Source organism: Peribacillus sp. NPDC060253, from assembly GCF_042727425.1.
GTDB lineage: Bacteria > Bacillota > Bacilli > Bacillales > DSM-1321 > Peribacillus.
The window spans coordinates 1-24466 of the sequence record NZ_JBHXAS010000021.1 but is presented as its reverse complement, the minus strand read 5'-3'; the positions used below and the strand labels follow the sequence as shown (position 1 = coordinate 24466).

At 41.1% G+C, this 24466-nt stretch carries 24 protein-coding genes, 1 pseudogene and 1 riboswitch; of the genes and pseudogenes, 3 read left to right on the top strand and 22 right to left on the bottom strand.

The window, feature by feature from the left end:
• Positions 1-87 precede the first annotated feature (87 nt).
• Positions 88-621, top strand: coding sequence for a YceI family protein (locus ACFWE9_RS08125; RefSeq protein WP_230159022.1), 534 nt, complete (start codon positions 88-90; stop codon positions 619-621).
• Between the two features lie 86 nt (positions 622-707).
• Here ACFWE9_RS08125 and ACFWE9_RS08120 read toward each other — a convergent pair whose 3' ends face one another.
• Positions 708-1763, bottom strand: coding sequence for a FecCD family ABC transporter permease (locus ACFWE9_RS08120; protein WP_230159023.1), 1056 nt, complete (start codon positions 1761-1763; stop codon positions 708-710).
• Positions 1760-2764 (bottom strand): FecCD family ABC transporter permease, encoded by a 1005-nt coding sequence (locus tag ACFWE9_RS08115; protein WP_230159024.1) that lies wholly within the window; start codon positions 2762-2764, stop codon positions 1760-1762. Before ACFWE9_RS08115 ends, ACFWE9_RS08120 begins: the two co-directional genes overlap by 4 nt.
• Before the next feature lie 189 nt (positions 2765-2953).
• Here ACFWE9_RS08115 and ACFWE9_RS08110 point away from each other — a divergent pair, with 189 nt between their 5' ends.
• On the top strand, positions 2954-3943 hold the full coding sequence (locus tag ACFWE9_RS08110; protein WP_230159025.1) for an ABC transporter substrate-binding protein: 990 nt from the start codon (positions 2954-2956) through the stop codon (positions 3941-3943).
• A 104-nt stretch (positions 3944-4047) separates the two neighbouring features.
• On the opposite strand, the gene ACFWE9_RS08105 is transcribed toward ACFWE9_RS08110, so the two are convergent.
• From ACFWE9_RS08105 to secA, 9 genes are all read right to left on the bottom strand, one after another.
• Positions 4048-5241 (bottom strand): PDZ domain-containing protein, encoded by a 1194-nt coding sequence (locus ACFWE9_RS08105; RefSeq protein WP_230159026.1) that lies wholly within the window; start codon positions 5239-5241, stop codon positions 4048-4050.
• A 213-nt stretch (positions 5242-5454) separates the two neighbouring features.
• Positions 5455-6879, bottom strand: coding sequence for a S41 family peptidase (locus ACFWE9_RS08100; RefSeq protein ID WP_377356365.1), 1425 nt, complete (start codon positions 6877-6879; stop codon positions 5455-5457).
• A gap of 138 nt (positions 6880-7017) precedes the next feature.
• Positions 7018-8406: a murein hydrolase activator EnvC family protein gene (locus tag ACFWE9_RS08095; protein ID WP_377356363.1), complete on the bottom strand. Its 1389-nt coding sequence runs from the start codon at positions 8404-8406 to the stop codon at positions 7018-7020.
• 111 nt (positions 8407-8517) lie between these two features.
• Entirely contained in the window at positions 8518-9411 is an 894-nt protein-coding gene (gene ftsX / locus ACFWE9_RS08090; RefSeq protein WP_230159029.1) for a permease-like cell division protein FtsX, read from the bottom strand.
• Positions 9401-10087: a cell division ATP-binding protein FtsE gene (gene ftsE / locus ACFWE9_RS08085; RefSeq protein WP_230159030.1), complete on the bottom strand. Its 687-nt coding sequence runs from the start codon at positions 10085-10087 to the stop codon at positions 9401-9403. The genes ftsX and ftsE overlap by 11 nt, the downstream gene beginning before the upstream one ends.
• A 295-nt stretch (positions 10088-10382) precedes the next feature.
• A complete protein-coding gene (gene cccB / locus ACFWE9_RS08080) occupies positions 10383-10724 on the bottom strand; it encodes a cytochrome c551 (RefSeq protein WP_230159031.1) in 342 nt (113 codons plus the stop codon).
• A gap of 48 nt (positions 10725-10772) precedes the next feature.
• Positions 10773-11600, bottom strand: a complete 828-nt coding sequence (locus tag ACFWE9_RS08075) for a YitT family protein (RefSeq protein ID WP_377356393.1) — start codon at positions 11598-11600, stop codon at positions 10773-10775.
• A 215-nt stretch (positions 11601-11815) separates the two neighbouring features.
• Positions 11816-12914, bottom strand: a protein-coding gene (gene prfB, locus ACFWE9_RS08070; protein ID WP_230159033.1) for a peptide chain release factor 2 whose coding sequence is annotated in 2 segments (ribosomal slippage) — positions 11816-12850 and positions 12852-12914 — 1098 coding nt in all. Because the reading frame shifts where the segments join, the coding sequence is not laid out codon by codon here.
• A 166-nt stretch (positions 12915-13080) separates the two neighbouring features.
• Positions 13081-15594 carry a preprotein translocase subunit SecA gene (gene secA, locus ACFWE9_RS08065; RefSeq protein WP_230159034.1) on the bottom strand — a complete coding sequence of 838 codons (2514 nt, stop codon included), beginning with the start codon at positions 15592-15594 and terminating at the stop codon, positions 13081-13083.
• A 425-nt stretch (positions 15595-16019) separates the two neighbouring features.
• Here secA and ACFWE9_RS08060 point away from each other — a divergent pair, with 425 nt between their 5' ends.
• On the top strand, positions 16020-16343 hold the full coding sequence (locus ACFWE9_RS08060; RefSeq protein WP_230159035.1) for a helix-turn-helix domain-containing protein: 324 nt from the start codon (positions 16020-16022) through the stop codon (positions 16341-16343).
• 143 nt (positions 16344-16486) lie between these two features.
• Here the strand turns inward: ACFWE9_RS08060 and ACFWE9_RS08055 are convergent, their stop codons facing one another.
• The 11 genes and pseudogenes from ACFWE9_RS08055 to ACFWE9_RS08005 form a co-directional block, all read right to left on the bottom strand.
• Positions 16487-16627: an anti-repressor SinI family protein gene (locus ACFWE9_RS08055; protein ID WP_230159036.1), complete on the bottom strand. Its 141-nt coding sequence runs from the start codon at positions 16625-16627 to the stop codon at positions 16487-16489.
• A gap of 31 nt (positions 16628-16658) precedes the next feature.
• A riboswitch (cyclic di-GMP riboswitch) is annotated at positions 16659-16744 on the bottom strand.
• Positions 16745-17399: 655 nt separating this feature from the next.
• Complete coding sequence (gene hpf / locus ACFWE9_RS08050; protein WP_230159038.1) at positions 17400-17957, bottom strand: ribosome hibernation-promoting factor, HPF/YfiA family; 558 nt, start codon at positions 17955-17957, stop codon at positions 17400-17402.
• Between the two features lie 252 nt (positions 17958-18209).
• The gene (fliT, locus tag ACFWE9_RS08045; protein WP_230159039.1) at positions 18210-18554 is read right to left on the bottom strand and encodes a flagellar protein FliT; all 345 of its coding nucleotides are present in this window, start codon (positions 18552-18554) and stop codon (positions 18210-18212) included.
• Positions 18554-18955, bottom strand: coding sequence for a flagellar export chaperone FliS (gene fliS / locus ACFWE9_RS08040; RefSeq protein ID WP_230159040.1), 402 nt, complete (start codon positions 18953-18955; stop codon positions 18554-18556). Before fliS ends, fliT begins: the two co-directional genes overlap by 1 nt.
• A gap of 24 nt (positions 18956-18979) precedes the next feature.
• On the bottom strand, positions 18980-20491 hold the full coding sequence (locus tag ACFWE9_RS08035) for a flagellar hook-associated protein 2 (RefSeq protein ID WP_377356358.1): 1512 nt from the start codon (positions 20489-20491) through the stop codon (positions 18980-18982).
• A gap of 14 nt (positions 20492-20505) precedes the next feature.
• Positions 20506-20865 carry a flagellar protein FlaG gene (gene flaG / locus ACFWE9_RS08030; RefSeq protein ID WP_230159042.1) on the bottom strand — a complete coding sequence of 120 codons (360 nt, stop codon included), beginning with the start codon at positions 20863-20865 and terminating at the stop codon, positions 20506-20508.
• Between the two features lie 680 nt (positions 20866-21545).
• The gene (locus tag ACFWE9_RS08025; protein WP_230159043.1) at positions 21546-22766 is read right to left on the bottom strand and encodes a flagellin N-terminal helical domain-containing protein; all 1221 of its coding nucleotides are present in this window, start codon (positions 22764-22766) and stop codon (positions 21546-21548) included.
• Positions 22767-22904: 138 nt separating this feature from the next.
• Positions 22905-23138 (bottom strand): carbon storage regulator CsrA, encoded by a 234-nt coding sequence (gene csrA, locus ACFWE9_RS08020; RefSeq protein ID WP_230159044.1) that lies wholly within the window; start codon positions 23136-23138, stop codon positions 22905-22907.
• Positions 23122-23580, bottom strand: coding sequence for a flagellar assembly protein FliW (fliW, locus tag ACFWE9_RS08015; RefSeq protein WP_377356392.1), 459 nt, complete (start codon positions 23578-23580; stop codon positions 23122-23124). The genes csrA and fliW overlap by 17 nt, the downstream gene beginning before the upstream one ends.
• Positions 23581-23587: 7 nt before the next feature.
• On the bottom strand, positions 23588-24166 hold the full coding sequence (locus ACFWE9_RS08010) for a DUF6470 family protein (protein ID WP_230159045.1): 579 nt from the start codon (positions 24164-24166) through the stop codon (positions 23588-23590).
• A 92-nt stretch (positions 24167-24258) separates the two neighbouring features.
• Positions 24259-24466 (bottom strand): annotated as a pseudogene (locus ACFWE9_RS08005) (group II intron reverse transcriptase/maturase); the annotation flags it as partial.

The window sequence follows — 24466 nt, the reverse complement described above, 5'->3', positions numbered from 1 at the left end:
TACTTTCAACTCTTATAATTACATTAAGTTCAAATATCTCAAATTAAAGATATATAAATTCAAGATTAATAATTAGGAGGAATAACCATGACAAATACAAAATGGACAATCGACCCAACTCACAGTGCTATTGAATTTTCTGTAAAACATATGATGATCGCTAAAGTAAAAGGAAGTTTTAATAAATTCGAGGCAAACATTTCAGCAAATCCATTGGATCTAACAACTGCAGATATCGATTTTACCGTAGATGTGGCCAGTATTGACACTCGCAATGCAGACCGGGATAATCACTTGCGTTCAGCTGACTTTTTTGATATAGAAAATAATCCTACATTAACGTTCAAATCAACAAAAATAGTGAAAACGGATGACGATGAATACGATGTAACAGGAAATGTAACTCTTAATGGAATTACACAAGAAGAAACTTTCGCCATCACCTTCGAAGGCCAAGGAAAAGATCCTTGGGGAAATGAAAAAGCAGGATTCAGCGGGAAAGGGAAAATTAAACGCAGTGATTATGGTTTAACGTATAACGCAGCATTAGAAACAGGCGGCGTACTTATCGGGGATCAAATCACTCTTACCATCGAAATTGAAGTAGCTAAAGAAGCGTAACGATTAAAAAGCAGCGATCCGTTTGGATGGCTGCTTCTTTTTTATTCAAGTATTCATTTACCCTATCCTGCTACTGCCTACCGAATTTACGAATTCCTCGTTTTATAAAGTAAATAAATGAAGTATGGTGCCCCGATGCTCGCTGTAAAGACACCAGCAGGTATTTCCAATGGTGAGAATAAGGTCCGTCCAATCAAATCCGCTACCATAACGAGTATTCCACCGAGCAAGGCTGAAGTAGGCAATAACACTCCAAAACTAGAGCCCACCAGCCTTCTAGCCATGTGTGGTGCCATTAATCCGACAAAACCTATGCCACCAGCAAAAGCTGTAGAACCACCAATCAAAGCTGTACTGATCATCAATAATATAAACCGCTGTTTTTGGACGTGTCCACCAAGCCCCGTTGCCAGATCATCGCCAAGCTCCTGTAAATTAATATTTCTAGCATATAGAAAGGCAAGTATAAGAAATAGAATCGTCCATGGAGCCAGCACAGCGATATTATTCCAGGTGGAGTTAGACACAGATCCCGTGATCCAAAGGTTTGCTTGGCTCGCTTGATAGACTGGGCCAAGAATCATCATCATCGTAGTGAGGGCTTTCATTAGAGCCATCACCCCAATCCCTATCAACACAAGCCTTATCGGGGGAACTCCATTTTTCCAGGCTAAGGAATAAACAAGGAATGCCACGACGGTCGCCCCGATGAATGCCGCTAACGGCAGCCAATTGATGCTCACCGTTAAGGAATGATTCTTATCGCTAAAAAAGGCCATGAATCCAACGACCGCCACAGTCGCTCCCCCTGTTATCCCCAAGATATCAGGCGAGGCAAGTGGATTTCGAATCATCCCTTGAAGAATTCCTCCCGCTACAGCAAGACCCATCCCCACCAAGAGAGCAACAATGATTCTAGGCAGGCGAAAGGACTGGATGATTAGACGATCGCTATCCGTTCCCCCTCCGAATAAGACCTGCAATACATTCCATGGATGAATATTCATTTCACCCCATCCAGTACTGATTACAAATACTAAGGAAGTGACCAAAAATAATATAAAAACGACGATCATCGCTTTTTTATCCATTAAGAAAGATATTTTTTCATTAAATAAACGAAAGCTTCTATATGACTTCATCGGCCGCTGAACCCCTTTCTAGCTATGTAAATAAAGAATGGGGTCCCGATTATCGCCGTCATGACTCCGACGGGAACTTCTCGGGGCATCAGAATATACCTGGATATGATATCTGCTGTAATCAAAAGCACCGCCCCGAAAAGTCCGGAGAACGGAATCAACCAACGATGATCGATTCCTACTATAGAACGGGTAAGATGCGGAACGATGATTCCTATAAAACCAATCGGACCCGCAACCGCCACTGATCCTCCAGCGAGCAGGATGATTGCCAGCCCCAGAACCAGCTTAAGGAAAACGATGTTCAGTCCTAGACCTTTTGCAACATCTTCACCCATGGATAACACATTCATTTTTCCGGACATGATCAAAGAAAGACCCCAACCTACAACAAGATAAGGTAGGACGGCAATTAAATTGTCTAAACTTCTGCCGGAAACCGATCCAGCAAGCCAGAACAAAACTTGATCTAATAGTGCCTCATTGGAAACAAGTAGACCTTGTGTAAGTGAAGCTACCATGGCCGTCATGGCTGCACCAGCCAAAGTCAGCTTCATCGGTGTCAAGCCGCCGCGTCCCATGCTTCCAATCATATATATGCTTATCGCGGCTATGGCTGCCCCTATGAAAGACAGCCAAGTGAATACTTGAAGGTTGCTTATCCCAAAAACGGTGACCCCAGTGACAACCGCCAATCCCGCCCCTGCGTTGACACCGAATATATCTGGAGAAGCGAGGGGATTTTTAGTTAGCGTTTGCATCAAAACCCCCGAAATGGCCAAACTTGCACCAATTGCCGAAGCGATCAGGGCCCGTGGCAGTCTGACTGATTGAATGACAATGTGTTCATTCGTCCCATTGAAATGGGTAAAAGCATCAATGGCCATTTGCCATGTTGTATCTGTATAACCGTATACAATACTTGAGCACATTAAGAAAAGCAGCAATAGAATGGTAATGAATAGCCCCATCCATTTCTGCCATGTATTTTTTAATAACATATCCAGTTACCTTTCCAATCACGTTTATATATCATTCTTTTATTTAATTGTACTGGCGTTAACAGCGGGATGTCAACGATTTTGAGAATCATTTTCAATTATATATTGACAGATAAGTATATTCATTTTATGATGAGGCTGTTAAGTGCGAATGATTATCATTTGCTCAAAATTGGGAGGGGTACATAAATGTTTAGAATCAAGTCATTATTCACCATTTTTACTATATTTGCAGTCTTCCTTCTTGCAGCTTGCGGAAATTCGGATGATAAAGCAGCAGGAAATAAAACAGATGACAAAAAAGAGGATACAAGCTATACAATCAAGCACGCCATGGGTTCCACTGAATTGAAAAAAGCGCCTAAAAGAGTGGTCGTTCTAACAAATGAAGGCACTGAAGCACTAATTGCTTTAGGAATTAAACCTGTTGGTGCCGTACAATCCTGGCTTGGCGACCCTTGGTACGACCATATTAAAGATGATATGGATGGGGTCGAAGTTGTTGGTGTGGAACATGAAGTAAACTTAGAGAAAATCGCATCACTGAAGCCTGACTTGATTATCGGAAGCAAAATTCGCCAAGAAGCTGTTTATGATAAATTAAGTGCAATCGCCCCTACCGTTTTCTCAGAAACACTTAGAGGAGATTGGAAAGAAAACTTTAAACTATATGCAAAAGCCGTTAACCTTGAAGATAAAGGGAACGACGTAATTGCTGAATTCGATAAACACACAGAAGATCTTAAAGCTAAATTGGGTGATAAGGTAAATCAAGAAGTTTCCGTTGTTCGTTTCATGGCTGGAACTACTCGTATTTATTACACGGATTCATTCTCTGGAGTGATTTTCGATCAATTAGGTTTCAAACGTGCAGAGCAACAGAAGGAACTATTCACTGCAGATAATAAATTAGGTAACCTTGCCATCGAGGTAGGTAAAGAAGTCATCCCTAAAATGGATGGAGATCTTCTCTTCTACTTCACCTACGCTCCTGAAGGCGACAAACAAGCCCTAAGCACAGCAAAAGAATGGACGAATGATCCACTTTGGAAAAACCTTGATGCAGTTAAAAATGGAAAAGCTTATGAGGTTAGCGACGCTACTTGGAATACAGCTGGCGGCGTAATTGCAGCTAATAAAATGCTCGACGATCTAGAAAAAATTATGCTTGAAAAGTAATAACATTGGATTGCGATCCTACTGAAAACGGCCTTTCTCGATATAAGATTCGAGAAAGGCCGTTTTATTTTACATTCACGAACTGCTGCTGTGTCATTTGTGCTTTAACCCGCTTGTCCACTTTCCTTTAATTGATCGTCAACGAACAAGATGCCCAATTCGTAATGCTCCCCGTCAAATAGCGCTCTTTGCACAAACCGGATCTGTTCATTATTATCGATGACCTCAAGCTTGCAATGTGCGCGGTTAATTTGGAGCGCCCTGTATAACTCTTCTTCTTCCCTGACGACGACACCATTTATTTTCGAAATGACCTCGCCTTTAACTAATCCCATTTTATCCGCCGGAGACTGAGGGATAACACCTAAGATCTGGACACCAAGCTTGCTTTTTGAAAAATAAAATGGAAGTTTGGTATCGAATGCTTTTTGGGAATAATGCAGGAATTCACGGCCAAGAATCGCTAATACAGCTGTAATGATTGCCAATGGCGGGTAGAAGTAACCAACAACAGCCAATGCCGTAATCACGAACCCTAAAGCTCCCACCTTTTTACCTTGCGCCCTAATGGCCTGTTCCGGAATCATCCCATGAACTTTTTGCTTAAAGCCGATTAACATGGGCAGCATGATCGGCGACAGGTTTACATCCCCGATTGAAAAAACCGGATACCAATCGAAAGGCGCTGGAAGCTGCCCTCCCGGAATCATGACGAACATTGGAATTAGCCAGATTCGTTGTGAAACATACACACCAATCGGCTGCCCCCTCTTGGATACCTCCAGCTGCGGGGAGACCTTTTTACTTCCATTGCCAACAATCAAAAAACCTTCAGCGATCAGTAATAACCCGATCAATATAACAAGTGCCGGATAGACGGACCGATCCAGTTGATTAAACGCATCCTGAAATACTGGCAGCTGGATATCTCCATCATATAGAAAGAAAAGGATAAAGAAGGTGATTCCCACTGTATAAACGGGTGAAACAAACCTCTTTTTCATGGTCAGTATGGATAAGAAAGTTACCCCGGCCATGACATACACTGCCGCTAAAGGGATGGTGATTCCTGAAGCCAACGTGAGGAAAGAAAGAATGAATCCCCCTATCAATCCTTGAAATAACATTGAACGCAACTCCATGGAAACCCTGTAGATCTTCGTATTAAAATCATGGCGTTCCCGTCTAACGCGGAGATAGCCAATGAATAAACAATAGACAATCGAAACATAAAGCAAAGGATGAAGGAAGATTTTCCCTAACCCTATAAAGCATGCAATCAGCCAATCCGTTGTCAATTTCTTTCCACCATCCTCAAAAGTAATCAAAAGTATGTAAAAATCGTTCTAGTCAGTTACCTCCTATTCTATCAAAAATGTAACCTCCCTGCCTATTAAGATACAGAAAAAGTATCTTTATCTTAAGTTTCCCTTCGATAGCATTCATGCTTGTAGAAGGACGATCAATCAATGGAAAAAAGGCACCGCTCCAAAGGAACAGTACCTTCACTATTATTTCACTAAATAATTCAACGCCGTGCGAAGCTGAATATCATTATCCTCATCCTGAATCTTTTCCAGAATGGCGGTTTCCAGATGTGCCGCCGTTTTAGCGTCAAGTTTACCTGTCACTTTCAGGCCAAATTGTTTTTGGAAAGCTTTTACTGCAATTTCAGTATTCCAATCATAATAACCGTCTTCACGACCCGGTTCAAATCCGAGTCCTTTCAGAATGTTTTGGGCATACTGGATTTGTTCATCATTCATATCCCGTTGCAAGACCTTCTCAACAGCCAGCTGATGGGCATCGAAGTAATCCGGCTGTTTTACATTGATTGTCGGTTCGATCCCTTTTTTGTGGATCCAGTTCCCTGAAGGCGTCAGCCACTTGTATAATGTAAGTTTAATCTTACTCCCATCGCCCATTGGAACAGCTTGCTGTACTGTGCCTTTCCCGAAGGTCTTCTCTCCGACCAATGGGTAGCCTCCCGCCTCTTGCATCGCGCCAGCCAGAATTTCTGAAGCAGAGGCGCTCCCTTTATCCGTCAACACGGCAATAGGATAACTTTTCGCTTTCTTAAGGCTTGTAAAAAACGATTGTGTTTCTCCTGTTCTTTCAGCAATTTGCAAATAGGGTTTATCTTTTGTGATAAACTCGCCAAGAATCGTTTCCACACTAGATAGAAGGCCGCCTGGATTGCCGCGTACATCAATGACCAATCCTTCGATTCCCTTCTTTTCCATCGCCTTCATCTGCTTTTTGAAATCAGTCGCCGTATTTTCCGAGAAAGTGGTTAACTCGATGTAGCCGATTTCTGTTCCTGCCACATCTTTAATTGATGAAAACACGGTATCAAGCGGAATTTCGGCACGCATCATATTGAATTCGAGTGGATTGGAAACCCCCGCACGTTTTATTTCCATTTTGACGGGTGACCCTTTTTCGCCACGGATTTTCAGGCGTGTTTCATACAGATCTAACCCTTCCACGCTTTCACCATTCACCTTAAGGATTTGATCTTTCGGCTTTAAACCAGCTTTTTCAGCAGGCGAGTCTTTGTAAGGAGATACAATTATCACCTTACCATCTTCCATACCAATTTCAGTCCCTATCCCCTCAAAAGAAGAGTCCAAGGTTTCATTGAATTGCTTAGCGGTCTCCTTGTCCATATATACGGAATAGGGATCTTTCAACGCTGACAGCATGCCTTGGATGGCACCTTCCACCAGGTGGGACCCATCCACCTGTTCTACATACTGACTTACGATCAAACCATAAGCTTGTTCCACTTTTGCCCATTCCTTATCTTTCGGTATTGTTTGGCTTTCTTGCTTTGCTTCATTCTTATTCGGGAGGCTTGTCCAATATATGCCCCCCAGTGCTCCAATGACTAGTGACATGATGATGGCTAGAGGAAGTACCCATTTTTTGATCATCTTTATCCCCATTTCTGACCTGATATGTATTTCACTATATGAGGTGATCAGAAAGAATATGCTTGAAGATCATCGTGCTCACAACAAAAAAAGACCGGGATAAAATCCCGGTCTTTTAATTCGTATCTATATTGAGTATTAGTTAGGTATATAGTTTAATGGATTAACAGCATTTGACTTGCTATAATTCCATGCGCCTTTATGTAGTTCAAAGTGTAAATGCTGACCGAACGAGTGTCCTGTGTTCCCCATGATACCAATTTGTTGACCTTTGGCAACAACAGCACCTTCACCTACTTTTCTAGAGTTTAAATGTGCATACACCGTAGTCCATTGCTGACCGCTGATTGAATGGGTAACAAAGACGACATTACCGTATGTACTGGATAAATAAGAACGGCTTACTACTCCGTCAGCTGCTGCTACAACTGGAACCGTTCCACTAGCAGCAATATCAATGCCGGCATGCTTTTTATTCCAACGTTCACCCATTGTTGAAGATACATATCCTGCACTTGGTCTTGTAAAAGTACCCGATGATACAGCAGGCGCTTGACTTACATTTGACGAAGAGTGTGAAGATGATGATGATGATGATGAACTGTTGCTTTTTGCACTAGATCCTGATGAAGAAGATTGTTGTTTGGATTCGGAAGCCTTAGCTGCCGCTTGTGCTGCTTGTGCTGCTTGTTGCGCTGCACGTTCTTTCGCTTCGGTTGCCGCTTTTTTACGAGCTGCTTCCAATTCGGCAAGACGTTGATGCTCTAAGTCGATGGCTGATTTAATAGCCTTTTCTTGAGCAGCAAGATTCGCTTTTTCTTCCTCTAAGCCCATCTTCTCATCTTCATGTTTTTTAGTTTGGTGCTTTAATTTCTCAACTAATGCATCCTTTTCTTGCTTCTGCTTTTTTTGTTGCTCTTGGATTTGCAATAGTTCGGCTTTTGCCACTTCTAAACTAGCAAGCTTCGCTTCAACTTCATTTTGCTTTTCTTCCAAATCTTTTTTATCCAGTTCATGCTGCTTTAAAATATCCCGATCGGCTTCAGCGATTGTCGCTACAGCTCCGACGCGGTCTACTAAATCTCCAAAACTTGATGATCCGAATAACACTTCAAGGTAGTTCACGTCCCCGCCAGTCTCCTGGAAAGAAAGTGCCCTTTCCTTCAATACTTCATTACGTTTGGCAATCCGATCTTTTAAAACTTTAATCTCTTCTTTCAATGCTTCAATTTCTTTTTTCGTTTGTGTAATTTCAGCATTTTTAGCATCGATTTTTTTCGCGGACTCTGCAATTTTCGCTTCAATGGCCTCGATTTGTTCTTCTGCGGTCATTTGCTTATCGTGCAGGTTATCGATTTTTTTCTCCGTGTCGGAAATATTCGATTCTACACCCGAACGTTGTTCCTGAATGGAATCTTTCTGTTTTTCTAGATCCGATATCGACTCAGCATAAACCGAAGGTGCTGCTAAAATGCTTCCCAACCCAATCATGATGGAGGCATTCATGGCAATGATATTTTTTTTCAACGCTTCATTTCCCCTTTCAATCCCGTCACATACCGTGCCTTGCAACGTCTCTCTATTTGTATCAGGCTTCTTTTAACAATCGTGTGTTAAAGAATGTGTTTGATGATAATTTTATACTTTCAAGAACTTCCTGACGGACATCAAGCTGCCCCATATTCCGATAACGGCGCCTATTACAATGAGGAGGGCCGAAACTTGATAAATAAACGGGCTTGCAGGTAGCAAATCCACGAATTTGAACGTAATCTGTGGTGCTGCATATTTATAAATATTGTAATAGAGTACAGAAATCAGACCGATTGGTACAATAGAACCGAGGATTCCCAACCAAAGTCCTTCCAAGAAGAATGGCCAACGGATAAATGTATTCGTTGCTCCTACTAATCTCATAATCTCAATTTCTTTTCTTCTAGCTACAATTGTAATTTTAATCGTATTCGAGATCAGGAACATTGCAGTGAATAGTAATCCTACAATAAGAACGATCCCTATGTTTCTCGCTATATTCACGAAAGAGAATAGTTTCTCGACGTAGCCCTGTCCATATTTGACACTTTGGATATATTCAAAGCCCTCGATCTCTTTTGCCACCTTGATGACATCTTGCGGAGTTTTCGTTTTGATAATATAAACGTCTCTTAATGGGTTGTCCTGTTCAAATGGTTTAAATGCCTTACCATTATCACCTAAATCATCTATTAAATTGGTAAGCTCTTCATCTTTTGGAGAGAAGATGATGGATTCAATCCCGTTCATTTCCGAAATTTGTTTACCAATAGCTTTTATATCGTCATCATTCGCTGCATTATCAATATGCGCACGAACTTCGACATCTTTCTCCACATTTCCCGCGATATGATTTAAATTCATCATGAGCACTAAAAAGACGCCAACCAATGTTAGAGTGACTGTTACTGCACTGACTGAAGCAAACGTCATCCATCCATTACGGCCAATATTTTTAAAACTTTCACGGAAGTGACGGAGCAATGTTCTAAATTTCATATCCGTAATCACCTCGATGTTCATCGCGAACGATTTTTCCACTTTCAATGGCAATGACACGTCGTTTGATATTATTGACGATGTCCCTATTATGAGTAGCCATGACAAGTGTTGTTCCGCGTTTATTAATTTCTTCAAATATGTTCATGATTTCCCACGATGTTTCAGGATCAAGATTCCCTGTAGGCTCGTCGGCAATGACTACCTTAGGATCATTGACGATCGAACGGGCTATTGCAACCCTTTGCTGCTCTCCGCCAGATAGCTCGGAAGGGAGCATTCTAGCTTTATGTTTAATGCCCACCAGATCCAGAACTTCCATAACTCTCTTTTTGATTTCTTCTGGTTCCTTTTCGATAACTTCCATGGCAAATGCTACATTTTCATAAACTGTGAATGTTTGAAGGAGTTTAAAGTCTTGGAATACCATACCGATATTACGGCGGAATAGAGGAACTTTCGAATTGCGGATACTTGGGAGGCTAAGGCCATTGACCAAGATATTACCACTTGTCGGCTTTTCTTCCCTATACATCATTTTGATGAAGGTTGATTTCCCGGCACCGCTGGGACCAACTACATAAACGAATTCGCCTGGCTTTATTTTCACATTGATTCCATTGATGGCAATGACGCCATTTGGATATGTCTTTTTCACATCTATCATTTCTATCATTCTAAAACCACCTAATTTGCTTGGATTATCATTATGTACTAACGGCTTTTTCGACATTTTTCACTGAAATCTGACAGGAAATCTCTCTTACTTGAGCACAGAAACATTATAACATCATATTTTGTCAAATTAAGCATAAAAATTATTACAGTTTCATTTCAGTTAGACATAAATCAACATCTACGTAATAATTCAAGAATTTGATTGCTTGTAAAGGGGTTAATGTGAGGTGTTTAGAGGATTTTAAAGGAGGCTGAATGAAACGTTCTGCTGTTGCAGAACGTTTCGATGGTAATCACTTATGATCAGCAAGCCATTCAGCGACCATGCTCGCTTCTTTTCCCTGAATTATTCCTTTTGGCATTGCTCCTTGACCATTTGCAATGACTTTTTCGATATCAGCTTTTGATAGTTTCGATCCAACCTTCGTTAAATTCGGCCCCACGCCACCTTCGAGATTCACTGCATGACAACTTGAACATTTGTTTTCGTAAATTTTCGCGGCATCACCAGCACCTGCTGTTGTCGTTTCGTTATTTTCACTTGCAGGCTCTTTATCAGCGGCATCATCGTTCCCGCCACATGCGGCCAAGGCCAAAGAAGTACCCAAAAATAAGGCTAACCATTTCTTTTTCATGAATTTACCCCCTCTTTTTCGTACCAATACAAGAACATTATACCAATTTCAATCTAGTTTAAAACCCTCCCCAAGTACCTCCGATGCGTCCATTACAATGACAAACGCTTTAGGGTCAACGAGTTTCACCAATTGTTTCAATTTGGTGAATTCCGATTGGTCTATTACACACATCAATATCGGACGAGTATCATCCGTATAGCCGCCATACCCGGATATCCCTGTTACTCCCCGGTCAAGCTCATGTATGATAGCATCCCTTATTTCCGTTTCATTATTCGTGATAATCAGTGCCATTTTGGAACGATTCAAGCCGACCTGAACAAGATCAATCGTCTTACTTGTCACATATAACCCAATTAATGCATAAAGCCCTTTTTCTATATCAAAAACGATCGCAGCACTTAAGACAATGATTCCATCAATGACAGCCACACATGTCCCTAATGACATATGGGTATACTTATGAAAAATCTGGGCAGCTAAATCCGTTCCCCCTGTCGATCCCTTCCCGCGAAAGACAATCCCTAGCCCCAGTCCCACCATCATCCCTCCGCAAATCGAACCAAGCAATGCATCATTCGTCCATGCATCCCAATCCTTTGTCAGAAATACCACTAGAGGCAAGAACAAGGTTCCAATAAGGCTTTTGGCTCCAAAATGTCTTCCCAGTATGATAAGCCCAGCAACGAACAAAGGAATATTAAACCCCCACAATACATAAGCTGGCTCCCAACCGAGAGTTGACCTGAGAATCGTACTTATCCCACTGACCCCGCCCGATGCAACCTGGTTAGGCAGTAAGAATACATTAAAGCCAATCGCAATTATGGCCGAACCCACAATCACCAATCCATACTCCATTAACTTTTGCATGTAAGGGTGCTTCGGCTCCCGGTATCTTTTTCTCATTCTATATTGTCTCCTCAAACCATCATTATTATCTAGTATTGGCTGTACGGAATGTAGCATCCCTTTTCATATCCTGTAAATGTCAGCCAGATGACCGTTAAAGAGACAGTGAGGTGGGTCCCATGTAAAGGAAATCATAAAAAAAGCCGGACCAGGGATACCGGTCCGGCTTTCACATCTTATAATTTTGAACGTAAGTACGCATCAATGAACATATCGATATCCCCATCCATGACAGATCCCAAGTTTCCAGTCTCCGCACTCGTACGGTGATCTTTAACCATGGAATACGGATGGAAAACATATGAACGGATTTGGCTTCCCCAGCCAATTTCCTTTTGCTCACCGCGAATTTCATCCAAATCCGCTTGTTGCTGTTCAATTTCACGTTGATACAGTTTGGCTTTCAGCATATTCATGGCTTGAGCCTTATTTTTGATTTGTGATCTTTCGTTTTGGCACGTCACCACTGTATTGGTAGGTAAATGTGTGATCCGGACCGCCGAGTCAGTCGTATTGATATGCTGACCACCTGCACCACTTGCCCGGTACGTATCTACCTTCAAATCTTCCGTACGTATTTCTATATTGATCGTCTCGTCGAATTCCGGCATGACTTCACAAGAAACGAATGATGTATGGCGCCGTCCAGAGGAATCAAAAGGAGAAATACGAACAAGACGGTGAACGCCTTTTTCCGCTTTCAAATAGCCGTAGGCGTTATGGCCCTTGAAAAGTAAAGTGACACTCTTGATCCCCGCTTCATCACCTGGAAGGTAATCAAGGGTTTCCACTTTAAAGCCTCTCTTCTCACCCCATCTTGTATACATACGAAGCAGCATCGAACCCCAATCCTGGGACTCCGTTCCGCCTGCACCTGGATGCAGTTCAAGAATGGCATTTTTCGAGTCATATTCTTCACTTAGTAAAAGTTGAAGTTCAAAGTCATTCATCTTTTGTGAAAGAACGGTGATTTCCTCTTCCAGCTCTGCCAAAAGTTCCTCATCATTCTCCTCTTTCACAAGTTCATACGTCAAATCCAGATTTTCATATGATTCATTCAGATCGGACAATTGATTGACCTGTTCTTTCAATGCATTCGTTTCATTGATGACAGTCTGTGCTTTTTGCTGATTATTCCAAAAATCGGGATGTGTCATCTCATTTTCTAGCTGTGCGATTCGTGCCTCTTTTTCATCTAAGTCAAAGAGACCCCCTAAAGTCCGTTAATCGTTGCGCTGTTCTTTCGAGTTCATTTCTAATTTCTGCTAATTCCATTTCTCTTCACCTCATTAAGTATGTTAAAAAACCCTGTGTTGGGTTCGCATCAGTACAAATAAGCCTCTTCAAACTATATGCAAATCTATTGCTTTATGCAAATTAAACATGAAAAGAGGCGGCAAGTCTTCCACTTAACCGTCTCATAATCATTATACACCTAACTTTAGCCTAAATTACCATGGCAATTCTTATATTTTTTTCCACTTCCACATGGACATAACGCGTTTCGACCAACGTCTTCCTTTTTACGGGCCGGGGCTTTTTTCACTTTCCCCCCGTCTTCTTCCTTCGGATTGACCGCTTGTCCTTTTATGACTTCCTTCCGCTCTAAATTATTGCGGATTTCAGCTTTCATGATGTATTTGGCGACTTCATCTTCCATAGAAGCGATCATGGCTTCAAACATCGCGAAACCTTCTGATTGATATTCACGAAGTGGATCAATTTGTCCATAAGCACGAAGGTGAATCCCTTGACGTAATTGCTCCATAGCATCAATATGGTCCATCCACTTACTATCGACCGCACGAAGTACGATGACTTTTTCGAATTCACGCATCTGTTCTTCAGATAGCTCTTCTTCTTTTTCGTCATAGTTTACTTTCAATTTAGCTAAAATGAACTCAACCAATTCCAGTTCATTTTTTCCTTCTAAATCTTCTACCGCGATGGAACCTTCATTGAATAGGTTGCCGTTCAAGTAATCGACAAGACCTCGTAAATTCCAGCCTTCCTCATCCCCCATTGGTGCAAACGCGACAACATTGCGCTGGATGGACGCCGTAATCATCGTTTCGACGATTTCTCGTAGGTTTTCACTTTCCATCACATCGAAACGCTGCTTATAGATAATTTCCCGTTGTTGACGGAGAACATCATCATACTGCAACAATTGTTTACGTGAATCGAAGTTATTGCCTTCCACTCGTTTCTGGGCTGATTCAACGGCCCTTGTCACCATTTTACTTTGAATCGGCTGGGAATCATCCATGCCAAGCCTTGTCATCATGTTTTTCATGTTATCCGATCCAAAGCGACGCATCAATTCATCTTCCATTGATAAATAGAATTGAGTGACCCCCGGATCTCCTTGACGGCCCGACCGGCCACGCAACTGGTTATCTATACGCCTGCTTTCATGACGTTCCGTACCGATGACAGCAAGGCCTCCAATCTCCTTGACGCCTTCCCCAAGCTTGATATCCGTACCGCGGCCAGCCATGTTCGTAGCGATCGTAACTGAACCTTGATTACCTGCATTCGCAATGATTTCCGCTTCACGCTCATGGTTCTTTGCATTTAAAACATCGTGAGGGATTCCTTTTTTAGATAAATAAGCTGAAATGACTTCAGACGTTTCAATAGCTACCGTACCGACAAGCACTGGCTGCCCCTTTGCATGACGCTCGGCGATGTCTTCCACAACAGCCCGGAATTTTCCATCAGTTGAAGCATAAATAAGATCTGGCCTATCATCCCTGACGATATTCCTGTTTGTCGGAATGGCAATGACATTCATATTATAGATATTGCGGAATTCCTCTTCTTCCGTTTTGGCTGTACCAGTCATACCGGAAAGTTTCTCGTACATCCGGAAATAGTTCTGGAAAGTAATCGTCGCAAGTGTCATGCTTTCATTTTGAATTTCAAGGCCTTCCTTCGCCTCAATTGCCTGGTGGAGACCTTCACTGTAACGACGGCCTTTCATCAATCGGCCTGTGAATTGGTCAACGATGACAATCTCGCCTTCTTGGACAACATAATCCACATCCAAATGCATGGAAACATGTGCCTTCAACGCCTGATTTATATGATGATTTAAAGTCACGTGATTAATATCGAACAAGTTATCGATATTAAACGCTTTTTCAGCACGGTTCATCCCATCTTCTGTAAGCTGAACGCCTTTTGTCTTTTCATCATACGTATAATCGGTGTCTTTTTGTAACGTTCTCACAAACGCATTGGCTTGGATATAGAGCTGGGCCGATTTTTGTGCAGCACCGGATATGATCAATGGCGTTCTTGCCTCATCGATCAAAATCGAATCGACTTCATCAATGACAGCAAAATGCAGTGGGCGTTGGACCATTTGTTCTTTATATAGCACCATATTGTCCCGAAGATAGTCAAAGCCTAATTCATTATTCGTGCTATACGTAACGTCAGCATTATACGCCTCTTGTTTTTCTTCTTTAGAATGACTGTTCAAGTTCAATCCGACGGTCAAACCGAGGAAATCATACAATACACCCATCTCAGTGGCATCACGGTGTGCCAAATATTCATTGACAGTTACGACATGTACACCTTTACCAGTAAGCGCGTTTAAATAAACCGGCATGGTGGATGTTAATGTTTTACCTTCCCCTGTTTTCATCTCGGAGATATTGCCATCATGAAGGGATGCCCCTCCCATGATTTGGACGCGGTATGGATACAAACCTAGAGCACGCTTTGCCCCTTCACGCGCAACCGCAAAAGCCTCAACTAGCAGATCATCAACGGTTTCCCCGTTTTGATAACGCTCTTTGAACTCCCCCGTTTTAGCACGCAACTGTTCATCCGATAACGCAGCCGTCTCATCCGACAACGCTTCGACCTGATCAGCGATTTTTTCCAAACGTTTGATTTCTCGCTTATTCGGATCAAAAACTTTATTTAATATATTAAGCATTCAATAACGCTCCTCTATTATGGTAATGATCGTTCATTGATTTTTGACAAAATTCATATAAGTAAGAAGGAACACACCCTCTATCATTACTAATCACGCTTAATTTTACCACTTCTATCCTAGAGGTACAACTTCATGTCACTTCCATGCTTATTGATCTGAATTCAATTCTTGCGAAAAACATTGGATAAATGAGGAGTAAAGCTGTTAAAATAGAAGGAAGTAAAGAAATATATTGTACACTCCCCACTATTCCATGCAAATGCAAATTATCCATAACCTTCCATCACTAGATGCACTATACTCTCTAGCGATAGCATGTCAAGGTAATCCAACCTTACAGGCTTCATGTTTTGAATGATTTAAGGTGGGCTACTAATAATTTTAATCAGAAGATAAAAAGAACATGTTTCGAGGTGGTATTGATGATTGGTGAACGTGTAAAAAAACTGCGAGAAGAAAAGAAAATGTCGATGACTGAACTTGCCGATAAAGCCGGCGTGGCCAAGTCTTACTTAAGTTCGCTCGAGCGGAACTTACAAACGAATCCTTCTATTCAATTTCTCGAAAAAATCTCCGCCGTACTTAACATTCCTGTTAATGACCTTCTTTACGATGCACCCAAAAAGGAAAATTTGGACACTGACTGGATGAAAATCGTTGAGGAAGCTATGAATTCAGGCGTTTCAAAACAACAGTTCAGAGAATTCATCGAATTTAATAAATGGAGAAAAGATAAAGAAGAATAGAAGTGTTTTAGTCTACCTACATAATCCTAAAAAATACAGCTCGAATAAACTCGACTTGCTAGAATAACCTATAGGAATAAACCCTATAAACCGCTAATGAATGAAACCGCTGTTTATAGGGATGTTCTTGTTATTTTCGATACTTAGCTTCTTTCATTTTCTTCTAATGTAACCTCAAGGCTTTTCCGTTCAAAAAAAGCACTAATTTCCTCTTTTTTAAAACCCAAGCTCCTTGCTTCTGAAATCAACTTCACCCATTCTTGATCCATTTCCACATTTGCCACCTCTTCTACCTCCTAAAATACTCTTTGTATTTCAGGCAGACCAGCCATCATAGTCTCGAGGACCTTAGACCTGTGCCTTTGCGCCCTCATCTTTCAATAAGTTTGCCTTTGTCGTGGTACTTATTACCAAATACATCCCTTTTAATCATATTATAACGGAAACGCACTCCATATATTGCTATATTATGTCGCAAAACTACCAAAATGCAAAACTTTTATACGACAAAATATTACAATATTGAGATAATTCACTTCATTTATTATGCTTTTAATTTCGCTTGTTTACAAAATAGTAAATATTGCTCTTATTGTTCATTCGATGGGCCACATTAATTCTCTCCATTGTAAGTTCATCCAAGGCTTTTTGCACGGTTAAGTCCTCACCACATGTCGGGCAAAGCCACTTTCCATGTTCCGCACTGCTAAAAGAAGCCCTATGGCACGCACGGCAATTCTTTTGATAAAAAAATCCAACCCCTTTGCACCTTGATTAAATTGTTTTTTATAAACAATAAAATGTTCTTATTAAAGAACTAACAATTCGAGTATAGTACAAAAGGAAGGGGCAATAGAATAGACCAAACGACCCGTTTATCTCATTAAAGAACAAAAGTTCTTTGTAAAGAATTATCTATCATTTTGTATTTTTTAAAGAACAAGTGACGCGGTCATTTTTTATGTAATCTCCCTCAAATATCAACAAATAGTAATCTATCAAATTAAAAAAGCACAACCCATTTGCTGGGCTGTGCTTTTGATCATGGATTCATCATTAACTAGGTTCAATTAATCCGTAGCGTCCGTCTTTACGGCGGTACACCACGTTCGTTGTGTTAGTATCCGCATTCGTGTATACGAAGAAACTGTGACCAAGCATATTCATTTGTAAAATGGCTTCTTCACTGTCCATCGGCTTTAAATCAAAGCGCTTATTGCGGACCACTTCAATATCATTTTCATCTTCGAATTCATCCACCACTTCGTCAACTTCCGTATTGAAGGCAAATGCCTCGGGAGTCGTAGATAGATTGTTACGGAATTTACGATTGACCTTCGTTTTATGTTTACGAATTTGGCGTTCAAGCTTATCATTGATCAAGTCAATGGCAGCATACATATCCGCATTTTCCTCTTCAGCGCGAAGAACCAAATTCTGCATAGGAATCGTCACTTCGACCTTGGATGTATTATTGTTTACTTTCAAATTCACTAACACATTTGCATCTGGTGTATTGTTAAAATATCGTTCTAACTTGCCAATTTTCTTTTCGACGTATTCTCGAATTGCTGGAGTTACCTCAATGTTTTCACCGCGTACGTTGTAATTCATAAAGTGAGTCCTCCTTAAATTAAGACTATACAGTTAGATTCTACAATACCCCTCCGGTTCCCTTTAGAAACACATCATGAAATATGTCGAAATTATGAAACAATTGTCGGAAGGTTTGGAAAGGGTTGATGTCTGCCCTAGCTTCATTATAACAAATGCCTAGCCATAAAGAAAAAATTAAGCCTAAATTATTTACAGAAAATTTAAAAATATTTAATATAAAAACCGTTTGGAATCCAAACGGTCGGGTAATCAATTTCTTTTATCGTAAAACATGCCATCAATTGTTAGATTCTCATACGGATTCGTATATTTATTAGAAGATTGTTTCTTCTTATTAATTTCCTGGATATCCCTCTGTATTTCCTGCTTTTGGAGCATCAGCAAGCGGTCGACCTGTTGGTTTAGCAACATCGTTGCGCGGCCTAGCTGTTGCTCCTCACCAGTAAAAGGCGGCTTGATTTGAGAAAGAAGCTCATCCCGCTGATCAATCAGCTGTATGATCCTTTCTATTTTATCATCACGTTCAGCCATCGCCTGATCTTCCAGAACGGCAAGTAATTCAGCAGTCAAATCATGAAAGGTTTGAATCATCATTACACTTGACCACTTTGGGTAAATTGTTTTTTTCGATTCAACTGAATAACTTCCTTCCAAGTATTCCGGAAGTCAGTAACGAGACCTTCCACTTCTTCCAAGGCTGCCATATCATTTTTTACATTCGCCTCTATTAGGCGTCGGTTCATGAAATCATACAGACTCATCATATCTTTGGATACATCGACATCCATATTCAGCGTCACCATCAATTCATGGATAATGTTTTGCGCCTTTATGATGTTCGTATTTTTCGCTTCGATATTTCCTGCTTCAATGGCTTTCTTCCCAAGCATGATGAACTTTAGGCAGCCATTATATAGCATTAATGTAAGCTCTCCCGGGGATGCCGTATTGATTGAATTTTGTTGATACGATTGATATGGATTATTTATCGCCATACATAACTTCCTTTCAGACTTACCTTAACTAAAATAAGAAGCTAACGATGAACTTTGGCTGTTCGCCTTTTGAATCGCTTTTTCCATGGCCGTGAACTGGCTGTAATAGCGCGATTCCAATTTCGTTAACTTTGCTTCAAATGATGAGATCCGGGTATCTAATCCGTTAACCAGCTTCCCAATGGTAAACGAGTTATTAACAAATCCAGCTTTCCCGGCCTTTTCCGTTATCGTTTTCATTGAGGATTGTATATCATCCCGCAAACGGCGCGCCAGTCCTTTTTCGCCTTTTTCCGTTCCATTCGCCATGAACATATCATAAATCGCATTGGGATCCTCACTAATGGCTGCCCGGAGCTTGTCCTCATCAATCGTTAATTTACCGCCCTCCAAATAATTTTTGGTGGTGGTGATTCCCAAACTGCTGAGATTGTTTTTCCATGTGATCCCGTCTACCGAGGTGTACAGAGATGACCTCATTGTGGTCAAGAGACTTTTTAATGTCGAATCGCTTTTTAACGTTCCGCTCTTCGCCTTTTCTTCCCACAGCTTCACTTCATCCTCTGTCATTGCCTTCTTTTGCTCGGTTGTAAGCGGGGTGAAGGAGCGATATTTCGCCTCGCCTGTTTTATCCTGAACCTTTTTAATGATTTCATTGTACTTATTCACAAATTGAGTGACTGTGTCCAAGATGGAATCCACATCAGCTGTTGAAGAGAATGTGACGGTATCCGTCGTTTTCTGCTTTATCGTTATTTCCGCTCCATTGATTTGAAACGTATTCGAAGGCCGAGAAATGTCCAGGCCATTATAAGTAATCGATGCATTTTCCCCGATTGTGCCGCCAGTACCTTCATTGTTATTGCTCATTTTTAGCGTATTGAAGAAATCTCCGGTACCCCCTAATTCAATTTCAGGGCGATCTTTTATATCACCGGTATTTTTAGCAGTGATGGAAAACTTCTGCGAATTTTCATCAAAAAACAGAGTTACACCCGAGTTGGCATTAATTTTATTGATAACACTCTCTAACGTATCATCCGCATTAAGGGTAAGCGTATAAGGTTTTTCGATCGTTACCCTATCTTTTACTTCCGTATCAACGCCTCCATCTTTATTGATGGCCAGTATCGTAATATCTTGAGGTGTCGTAATACCCAATTCCGATAGTTTCTTTTTCGGATCAGTAACGGCTGATTTATCTGTACTGGTCATGGTGGCTGCTTTGGCAAGCCCGTTCACTTTGATATTTCCAGTAAAATCACTTGTCGAGCTTATATTTTTCACTGATACAGCATCTGGATTCGATACCGACACCTTCTTTTTAATAAAGGAAGACTGCTTCCCAATTCCATCACGAATGAGCGTATCCAACTCTGATAAAGACGTATTGATCGAGCGGTAATCATCTCGCTGCCACTCGGAATACTGCTTTTTCTGTGTTAATTTATCCAAAGGCACCCGTTCCGCCTGCATCATGCTTTTAACTAATTCATCAATGTCCATCCCACTTGCTAAACCACTGATTCGTACCACAATTGATCACCTGCTTATATTTTTTCATCTACCATGATGCCGACAAACTCCGTCATTGCCGCGTAGAAATCCAATAACTTCTTAGGAGGGATCTCTCGAATCGTCTCATCCGTTACGTCATCCACAACCTTGACATAATACTCATCCAGCTTCTCATGATATTCAAAACGAACGGCCGTATGAGTTGGATTCAAGAAGGTGTTCAAACTATCAACCACTTCCTGCACCTTTTCTTTTGTAGGCTGATTGGATTCCACACTTTGTTCAGAATAGGCTAGCGTATTCATTTCACGCTGATAATAAGAACTGATTCCATCCGAGATGGCTGTTCTGAGTTGTGAGGAAAGAATATTCGTGGACAAACTCTCCATCATCTATAAAGCCCCCAATATGATGTCTTTATTTTTTATATCGGTAATTACAATTTTATATTTAGTAAAGCTTTGATTTTGGTTTCAACTGCAGACTATCATGAATGATCCTTTTCTATAATAGAGATTCTACTAAAAAACTCCAGAAGAATATCTGGAGTCTAGTTGGTTTTTACTCCACTCTGCATTAAATATAAGATAGAACTCATATGCCCATTAATTTAGAGGAGCTGCACTTTGAACGTTTCATTCCACTTCAGGCACTCGCTTTCCGCGGGCGGTCCGGGAGCCTCGCATTTCCCGCAGGAGTCTAGCACCCTCCGTTCCAATCAACTTTGTATTAACATTTAGATAGAGCTCGTTTATCTACACTATTTTGAACTTATCTTTTATCGAATCTTAATATAGTCTACAAAAAAACGGATTGTAGAGATATATTTGTTGATTCCACACATGCGCAAGCTAGTACGAATAAGCGGAAACTACAAACTACCATTATGACAAAGAAATCACACCAGCTTTACCCTATACACGTCCTCGAACTGTGAGATGGATATCTCTATAATGGTAGCAAATCCAATAAAAAAGGTGTCGGAATGAGAGCATTCCGACACCTTTTTGTTTACAAACTGAAGACTCGATAAAAATATCTTGAGTCTTTTTGAATGAAAACAAAGTAAAGATTAACGTAGTAATTGAAGAACGCCCTGCGGTTGCTGGTTTGCTTGCGCGAGCATTGCTTGAGAAGCTTGAGCCAAGATAGAGTTTTTAGTTTGCTCCATCATTGTTTTAGCCATATCTGTATCACGTACACGTGATTCAGCAGCAGTCAGGTTTTCAGAAGAAGTACCTAAGTTGTTGATTGTGTGCTCTAAACGGTTTTGGTTAGCACCTAATTTAGAACGTTCTGCTGAAACTGTATTAATTGCGTCATTAATTTTTGTAATTGCTTCAGCAGCACTAGCATGAGTTCCTACATTTAATGCTTGTTCAGTTGTAACGTTATTAGTTCCGTCTGTTACTGCTAAGTCTGCATTTCCAGTTCCTTTTGAAGAGATACCTAAAGCTTCTGCTCTCATGTCTCCAATATCAAGTGTTAAGCTTTGGTTTTCATTAGCACCAATTTGGAATTTAAGGCTCTTGTTTGGATCAGCAGCAACCGCTTCAACCTTTTCAGATCCTGCTTTAGTTGTAGTTGCAGTTAATCCTGTAACAACTGGAGCAGTAGCTGATTCTTTGCCAGCCAATTGTTCCAATTTCACATTTCCATCAGCATCTTTTGAAGCTGTATAAGAAACTTTCAATGTAGCATCATCATTAATTCCAGCAATTAATTGATCTACATCCTTAAACTTAGTTTTATCTGTTCCGTCAGCAGCGGCATCGAATGTGAATGTTTGTCCACCGATTGTAACGTTTTTTCCTTCAAAGGCAATTTTGAATTCTCCTGCTACAGCCGGCTTTTCAGCAACTGCTGCTCCGCTTTTTTCACCATTTAAAAGTTTTTGAGTATTGAACTCAGTAGTGTTACCGATACGGTTGATTTCAGATGTTAAAGAATTTATTTCTTTTTGGATTTCGCCACGGTCGTTTGTTGTATTTGTATCTGTTGCTGCTTGAGTAGCAAGTTCACGCATACGTTGAAGGATGTCAGTTGTTTCGTTTAAAGCACCTTCAGCTGTTTGGATTAAAGAGATCGCATCTTGTGAGTTACGGGAAGCTTGATCCAATCCGCGGATTTGTCCACGCATTTTTTCAGAGATTGCAAGACCTGCAGCGTCATCGCCTGCACGGTTGATGCGCATACCTGATGCAAGTTTCTCCATTGATTTAGATTGTGCATTCGTTGCACTTGATAATTGACGGTGCGTGTTTAGAGCTGAGATATTGTGATTGATAATCATTTATGTTTCCTCCTTGAGTTTTAAGTTCCCACATCCATGTGGTTGTTCACGATGGGCAGTGAATAAGTCTGCCGCCTATTTCACTGCCCATCGTTGTATATGTAATATCGACCTGCTTGGAAACATATTTAGTGGGTTTTACGATTTTTTCTTGAAATACTCATTTATGTTTTCCAGGAGATTGGGTTCCGTTTTCGTGGCTTCGCTATTTTCCTGCTGGATGGACAGATAGATTTCCTTCCTATGGATATCGACGTTTTTCGGGGCATTGATACCGAGCTTGATCTGTTCGCCCTCGATGGACAGGATCTTTATTTCGATATCATCGCCAATCATGATCGCTTCATTCACTTTTCTAGTCAATACAAGCATCACTTCCCCCCTGTTCTGCTGGAGGTTCAAACAGTCTGTGCTTTGTACGGTATTCACTGCCGCTCATGATAAGTTGCTTGCCCGTTTTGTTAGAGCGATTGATGATGATGGGAGCCTGGAGATTCGCCGTCGTTTCATTGAAAGGGTCCTGAATCGTTAATATAACGAAAGTAACGACTTCCTGTTCCGTTTCTATTTGTAAAGAAGATAATACCTCATCCGGAAGCTTCACTTCGTAATCACGAAATACATCAAATGGATTCGTCATAATGAAGGCTACCTGTTTTGTTTCTATTGATTGAAGGACGAAAAAGGGCGTGTCATCCAAAGTTAGCAAGCAAAACTGTTTTTCTTCTAAAAACCCCGGTATCCCGCTATCAAATCGATAAGTCTCTTCTTCCGATAATTCGATTTCGCCATGAAATTTTGTTTGTAGAATCATCTTTGTTTCACTCACCTATCTCATCCGGAAATAAATTGATGAAATCTATACCCAGTGCATTTTTTTGTAGAATTTCGACATCCACACTGCCTGGTGTGTATGTATGGTTCGGTGTATTGATTTGAGCATCAATGATCGGTTTTTGAGCAGTTGCTTCAATCTCCACCTGTGCCGGCTCGTAGTCAAGCTTTACGCTAAAATGGGAGGGAATCCAGCCAAGATTGAATTGCTTCTCCGCCCCTTTGCTGTTTTGCTTGGCCTGATCAGCGAGCGGACTGCCGCCTCTTTCAATGTGCCTTAGCTCCGTCCCCTGCTGCGAGCGTCGAGCCATGCCTGCTAGCCAATCCTGGTATCCTTGCTGCGCGAATTCCTCCACTCGCTTGGAGAGGCTTTTCAAATCCATATCCTCCCTGGCCTTTGTCTGATCGATCGTCAGCTTGCCTGGGGTCGTATGGATTTCTAGGATCGCTTGCGGCTGTTCAATTGATTGGACTGCTGGCTTTTGTTCTATTTGCTGTACAGGCTGTTCGATATTCAATCCGATCTTCATTGAGTTGGATTGCAATCTAATTTGCGGAAACTGCATCATCAACACTCCTTATAATCGAGTAGGAGGAGGCGCCTAGCCTCCGACCTCTCACACCACCGTACGTACCGTTCGGTATACGGCGGTTCAGTTTAAGTCTGACGTAGTTTTGTATATCGTTCATATAGATTGACTAACCCTTGGTGGTGCCAATAAACATTATTAAGGGTTTTGTCTAGAACAGGACTATGCGCTATGCGCCAAAAACCCTTTCTGCTATTTCCCCATTCATATGCTTTTCCAAATGGGACGCCTAATCCTTTGAGTTTCCTCACTCTCGTTCTTGGCAATTTCCATTGT

Bases quoted from the DNA above. Each gene is read 5' to 3' on its own strand.
- ACFWE9_RS08110 (WP_230159025.1), top strand. From the start codon at position 2,954: ATGTTTAGAATCAAGTCATTATTCACCATTTTTACTATATTTGCAGTC.
- fliW (WP_377356392.1), bottom strand. From the start codon at position 23,580: ATGATTCTACAAACAAAATTTCATGGCGAAATCGAATTATCGGAAGAA.
- secA (WP_230159034.1), bottom strand. From the start codon at position 15,594: ATGCTTAATATATTAAATAAAGTTTTTGATCCGAATAAGCGAGAAATC.
- flaG (WP_230159042.1), bottom strand. From the start codon at position 20,865: ATGATGGAGAGTTTGTCCACGAATATTCTTTCCTCACAACTCAGAACA.
- csrA (WP_230159044.1), bottom strand. From the start codon at position 23,138: ATGCTTGTATTGACTAGAAAAGTGAATGAAGCGATCATGATTGGCGAT.
- ACFWE9_RS08060 (WP_230159035.1), top strand. From the start codon at position 16,020: ATGATTGGTGAACGTGTAAAAAAACTGCGAGAAGAAAAGAAAATGTCG.
- ftsE (WP_230159030.1), bottom strand. From the start codon at position 10,087: ATGATAGAAATGATAGATGTGAAAAAGACATATCCAAATGGCGTCATT.
- ACFWE9_RS08120 (WP_230159023.1), bottom strand. From the start codon at position 1,763: ATGAAGTCATATAGAAGCTTTCGTTTATTTAATGAAAAAATATCTTTC.
- cccB (WP_230159031.1), bottom strand. From the start codon at position 10,724: ATGAAAAAGAAATGGTTAGCCTTATTTTTGGGTACTTCTTTGGCCTTG.
- fliS (WP_230159040.1), bottom strand. From the start codon at position 18,955: ATGGCGATAAATAATCCATATCAATCGTATCAACAAAATTCAATCAAT.
- ACFWE9_RS08025 (WP_230159043.1), bottom strand. From the start codon at position 22,766: ATGATTATCAATCACAATATCTCAGCTCTAAACACGCACCGTCAATTA.
- ACFWE9_RS08115 (WP_230159024.1), bottom strand. From the start codon at position 2,764: ATGTTATTAAAAAATACATGGCAGAAATGGATGGGGCTATTCATTACC.
- ACFWE9_RS08075 (WP_377356393.1), bottom strand. From the start codon at position 11,600: ATGCAAAAGTTAATGGAGTATGGATTGGTGATTGTGGGTTCGGCCATA.
- ftsX (WP_230159029.1), bottom strand. From the start codon at position 9,411: ATGAAATTTAGAACATTGCTCCGTCACTTCCGTGAAAGTTTTAAAAAT.
- ACFWE9_RS08125 (WP_230159022.1), top strand. From the start codon at position 88: ATGACAAATACAAAATGGACAATCGACCCAACTCACAGTGCTATTGAA.
- ACFWE9_RS08100 (WP_377356365.1), bottom strand. From the start codon at position 6,879: ATGATCAAAAAATGGGTACTTCCTCTAGCCATCATCATGTCACTAGTC.
- hpf (WP_230159038.1), bottom strand. From the start codon at position 17,957: ATGAATTACAACGTACGCGGTGAAAACATTGAGGTAACTCCAGCAATT.
- ACFWE9_RS08010 (WP_230159045.1), bottom strand. From the start codon at position 24,166: ATGCAGTTTCCGCAAATTAGATTGCAATCCAACTCAATGAAGATCGGA.
- fliT (WP_230159039.1), bottom strand. From the start codon at position 18,554: ATGATGATTCAAACCTTTCATGATTTGACTGCTGAATTACTTGCCGTT.